3 protein-coding genes are annotated in these 2,438 nt (G+C 45.4%); all 3 read left to right on the forward strand.

Features of this window, described 5'->3' with window-relative positions:
* Positions 1–48 precede the first annotated feature (48 nt).
* Positions 49–1,224, forward strand: a complete 1,176-nt coding sequence (locus tag BCT81_RS23400; protein ID WP_102426031.1) for an outer membrane protein transport protein — start codon at positions 49–51, stop codon at positions 1,222–1,224.
* On the forward strand, positions 1,224–1,913 hold the full coding sequence (locus BCT81_RS23405) for a hypothetical protein (RefSeq protein ID WP_102426032.1): 690 nt from the start codon (positions 1,224–1,226) through the stop codon (positions 1,911–1,913). The genes BCT81_RS23400 and BCT81_RS23405 overlap by 1 nt, the downstream gene beginning before the upstream one ends.
* Before the next feature lie 121 nt (positions 1,914–2,034).
* Positions 2,035–2,438: IS5 family transposase (locus tag BCT81_RS23410; RefSeq protein WP_133152697.1), on the forward strand; the 404-nt coding region annotated here is incomplete at its 3' end.

A 2,438-nucleotide genomic window follows, 5' to 3' on the forward strand; every position in this document is an offset into this window, starting at 1 on the left:
GCGGTAACCTTAGAGCAATTTAATGTCTAAGGCTAAATGAGCGCTCTGATGAACAAAACTTTTACTTACTCTCTAGCTGCCACTGCAATTTTTACGAGCTTAAATGCATTCGCAAGTGGCCTGTTTTTGCAAGAAGCTGTCGTTGCCAACGCTGGTACTACTGGTGCTGGCGACGGTGTTTACACTCGATCTGCAGCGGCGATGTGGACAAACCCTGCCACGATGTCTCACATGGGCGAAAGTAAGACGACCATCAACACCATGGCTTTCGATCTTGAGATGAAATATCAAGATAACGGTGACAAGCAAGATGGTAAAGCTCACTCAGTGATGCCTTCATTTGGCGCATTCCACGCTCATCAAGTCACTGACAAGTTACACCTTGGTATTGCACTTGGTGCTGTCGGTGGCTCTAGCTTAGATTACGGCAGCAATTGGGCGGGTGCAGCACTTTTAGAAGATATCACTCTCACTGCAATGCAAGTGAACCCATCACTAAGTTATAAGCTGAATGACCAGTGGTCAGTAGGCGCAGGTGTGCAATTCAGTTGGGCTGCATTCCAACAAACAACGTCAATGCTTACTGCTAAACAAGACACTGATTGGGCATACGGCTATAACTTTGGCGTAATGTACACACCGACAGATAAACTTAAGTTAGGTGCCAGCTATAGATCTAAGCTAGAACACGAGTTTAATAACGAAGTGAAAGGTTTAGGTAATGTTGCTAACTCTTTGTCTACAGATATTGCTCTTCCTGAAATCATTGACTTCAGTGCAAGTTATGCATTGAATTCTCAACTTGATCTTTTGGCGAGCGTTCAATTCCACCGCTGGAGCGCTTGGGACGAAACGGTATTAGATTTCGGAGCAACTGACTTTGGCGGCGTTCCAATCGAACGTGATTGGGATGATGTGTGGAAATTTGCGGTAGGCGCAGATTACCAACTTAACTCAGACTGGCGTTTGAAAGCTGGCTTCTCTTACGAGACCTCACCACAAGATGATCCGTCAATGCAATGGGTTGACCTGCCTGTAGGTGAACAGTATCGCTACTCGGTAGGTGCTTCAACCTATTGGGATGATATCTTGATCGACGTGTTCTATGAGTACGCAGATTTGGGTTCAGTTGATATGAACCGAAGTGGACCAAAAGGTAATACTTTGCTAAACGGCTCATTCGATGGCCGTATCCACTTTGTTGGCGTTAGTGCGACCTTCTAATGACATTACGTAATCTATTACTTGCTGCTGCGGCAATGCTTGGTTCGATGGGTGCTTTGGCTGAAGAGAAGCACCCAGATGACCCGACTAAGATCGTAACCAAAGCTGGCGTTGCTTATAACGAAGATCTGCAGTTCTCTGGGTCTATTGGGTTAGATGAAGCACGAATGATCAATGCTCGTATTAACGCTGATGGCGAAGAGTGGCGAGTAGGCGGTTCATGGTTGTTGCCTATGGGGATCGTCAATTTCAACTTTAGCCGCTCTGAATACGACAACGATGCTTATAAGAACAACTACAGTATTGGTACGTTTATACCACTGAGTTATTTCGACATTGAGCCGTTCGGTTGGCAAATCTTCCCTATGGCGGGCTACAGTTATAATGATGGCGAAGTAGCGGTTTTCGATGATGATAACGTTGGCTCTGACTATGTATTGATGCCGAGTGCAACACACGGTGGTTACATTGGCGCGTTTGGCTTAAAAACGATTACGGATGAGTGGTCTATCATGGGTTTCGGTGGTGGTTCAATGGGCTCTGATGATTATTCAGGGTATTGGGCTGGTGTCGGCGCGAGCTACAAGTTGAGTGATGCTCAATCATTCAACTTCTTCACTATCTTTGCTGAGGATGACTTCGGTGAAAATAACAGTGTTGGCGCTTCTTACACCTATGAATTCAAATAGTTATTCTCACATATCATCTTAGATAAAAGAACTGAGTGTAGGGGCTTTGTTGCGTAATTCGATGGAACTAAATCAGGAAGTTACGATCTGATCGGCTACACCCATCAATCGTCGTAGCCTTATGCCGAAACCTCGTTACAAAACAACTAACTGGAAGCTGTACAACAAAGCCTTAACAAACCGTGGTTCCCTGATCTTTTGGATTGATGAGGAAGCGATAGCCGAGTGGAAGCAAAACAAACAAGGTAAGCGTGGTAGACCTCGCCAATTCAGCGACTTAGCCATTACTACTGCACTGATGGTGAAACGCGTGTTCTCTATGCCATTGAGAGCGCTGCAAGGATTTCTTGACTCCGTATTTAAGCTGGCTAACATCCCGCTTGTTTGCCCACACTACACCTGTATAAGCCGCCGAGCTAAGGAAGTTGAGGTTTCATTTAAAACCAAAACCAGAGGCGCAATACAACATCTGGCCATTGATACCACTGGTCTCAAGGTTTATGGCGAAGGTGAATGGAAGGTCAA

Origin of the sequence: Vibrio sp. 10N.261.52.A1 (genome assembly GCF_002876325.1) — a bacterium.
Classification (GTDB): domain Bacteria; phylum Pseudomonadota; class Gammaproteobacteria; order Enterobacterales; family Vibrionaceae; genus Vibrio; species Vibrio chagasii.